The organism is Nocardia sp. NPDC004168 (assembly GCF_040610355.1).
Taxonomy (GTDB): Bacteria; Actinomycetota; Actinomycetes; order Mycobacteriales; family Mycobacteriaceae; genus Nocardia; species Nocardia sichangensis.
Genome location: NZ_JBEXME010000029.1, coordinates 1 through 2437, shown reverse-complemented (window position 1 = coordinate 2437; position 2437 = coordinate 1). Strand labels below are relative to the sequence as shown.

2 protein-coding genes are annotated in these 2437 nt (G+C 70.3%); one reads left to right on the top strand and one right to left on the bottom strand.

The features are described 5' to 3' along the window. Nucleotides 1–1286: PD-(D/E)XK nuclease family protein (locus tag ABZW96_RS31725; protein ID WP_355079712.1), on the top strand; the 1286-nt coding region annotated here is incomplete at its 5' end. Here the strand turns inward: ABZW96_RS31725 and ABZW96_RS31720 are convergent. Continuing rightward, nucleotides 1243–1656 (bottom strand): hypothetical protein, encoded by a 414-nt coding sequence (locus ABZW96_RS31720; protein WP_355079710.1) that lies wholly within the window; start codon nucleotides 1654–1656, stop codon nucleotides 1243–1245. The genes ABZW96_RS31725 and ABZW96_RS31720 overlap by 44 nt on opposite strands. Nucleotides 1657–2437: the final 781 nt, after the last annotated feature.

Sequence of the window (2437 nt, the reverse complement as noted above, 5' to 3'; positions counted from 1 at the left end):
GCGACTACGGGCCGGGTGATGAGCCGAGTCTCACCGGCGATTCGGCTTCTCGCCTGCCCGGCGATGAGCCGGAGTTCGAGCATGAGCCGGGCGACTACGGGCCGGGTGACGAGCCGAGTCTCACCGGCGATTCGGCTTACTATTCGCCCGGCGATGAGTCGGATTCGCGGATGAATCGACCTACTCCCCGGCCCGCCGACAAGCCGGGGTTCGCGGATGAGTCGGGCTACTACCGGCCCGGTGACGGGCCGGGTTCGCGGATGAGTCGGCCTAATCCTCGTCCCGCTGATGAGCCGGGGTTCGCGGATGAACCGGCCTACTATCCACCCGACGACGAATACCCGCCCGACGATTTCGCGGGGGACTTCGAGGTCGGGTCCATCGAATACGCCGATCCCTACGCGGATATCGAGCCCTATTTCGGTTCGGTGCCGGACCCGGTGGAGGAGTATCTGTCCGCCGACGAACCGGCATTCGCCGCGACCGGCTTCGCTCCGCCCCCGCCAGAGGACATGTACCGCCCGCACGACGCCCGCCTTGCGCCGGATCCTGCCGATCCGGAAGGCTGGGCCGCCGACGTCGACGCCTTGCTCGCCGAACACCACGCGGCCGCGGCCGCCGACGAAGAGGTGGAACTACCCGGCCAGATCGCGGCGACCGCCCTGGTCGAGCTGCGGGCCGACCCGGCGAAGCTCGCCGCCCGCCTGCGTCGTCCATTGCCCTACCCGCCGAATCCACTGGCCCGCCGGGGTACCGCGTTCCACGCCTGGGTGCAGCGGTGGTTCGGCTCCACCCGCCTGCTCGGTCTGGACGAACTGCCGGGCGCGGCCGACGGCGGCGCGGCCGACGCGGGCCTGGACGCCGAGCTGAGCGCGATGCAGGAGGCGTTCCTCAACTCGCGCTGGGCCGATCGCAGTCCGATCGAAGTCGAGATCCCGTTCGAAACCTCGATCGCGGGCACCGTGATCCGCGGCCGGATGGACGCGGTATTCGCCGAACCCGGCGGCGGCTGGATCGTGGTCGACTGGAAGACCGGCGCCGAGCCGAGCGCCGCCGAGGAACCGGCGGTCGCCATGCAGCTGGCCGTCTACCGCCTGGCCTGGGCGCGGTTGATGGCCGCCCGCGAGGGACGGCCCGAGCACGAGATGCTGCCCCGGATCGGCGCCGCATTCCACTACGTGCGCACCGGCCGCACCATCGCGCCCCCGAACCTGGCCGGTCCGGACGAACTGGCCGAGCTGATCAGGAACGCCGCGCCCGCCGGCTCACCGCCAGCGACTGAGTGACGAGCGGGATCTGCAGCGGCAGCCGCAGCGCCGAGCCGATCTTCACCAGCCGCGGCGCCTTCTCGCTGGCGAGCATGTCCGCGGCGAACTGCACGTTGGCCGGGAACACCGCGATGAACAGCAGCGCCGCCAGCCGTCCGCCGAAGCCGCGGGTGCGCGGGACCGCGAGGGCGGCGGCGACACCGATCTCGGCCGCGCCGGAGGCGTAGGTGTAGTCGCGGGCGCGTCCGGGCAGGAAGCGCGGCACGATCGAATCGAAGGGCTTCGGCCGGACGAAATGCAGCACCCCGGAGCCGAACAGCAGGGCGGCCAGGGCCAGCGCGGGCCGCCGCCCACCGTCGGACACGGACGTCAGCGTATTTTCTGCCATGCAGGCACCCTTACATCTACCCTGCTCGTCGTCGACCCCGGGCTGCTCCGGACGGTCCCACCCGACGTACTCCGAGCCTCGCAACCGGGCAAGCGTCGTCCGCGCGGATACGGGCCGAAGGGCCCGCGAACACCCACTGCCCGACCGCGAAACCGACTCGCTCGCGTTCGAGCGGCCATCCCCGCCCACGACGCAGTTGCCAGCGGCTATCACTCGGACACGACGCCCGAGGGTGAGCCACTTCTCCGTATCCGACGGCATCGCCTCGACCATCCAATTCCGAGGCGAAGCCCAAGAATCTGCCGTAGCGGTCCGGCGCGCTCGGCATGGTCGGCGCGCCCGAGGCGAACAGCGAGCGCCGGTGGGCTCGGGGCAGCCCTACAAGCCCCGGAACCGAGACCTGACGCGACCGGGCCGGCCACGGCCCGAGCGAAAGGGTCGGCAAGGTGACGACCGTGGTTCGTCTCGAGTCCACTCGGTCGCCGCGTATACGGCGAGTAACGTGATTCGGTCCACTCGCAGGTCGGTCGCCTGCAGCCGTGCGCATTGATCTCGAGTTCGAATGCCAGCGCACCCAGCTCACCTCGACCACGTCTTTCGAGCGAAGCGAGACCGAGCATGCGCCGTTCGCGGCCCGGCTCGCGTGTGCGCGGCCGCCGCGTATACGGCGAGTAACGTGATTCGGCCCACTCGCAGGTCGGTCGCCTGCAGCCGTGCGCATTGATCTCGAGTTCGAATGCCAGCGCACCCAGCTCACCTCGACCACGTCTTTCGAGCGAAG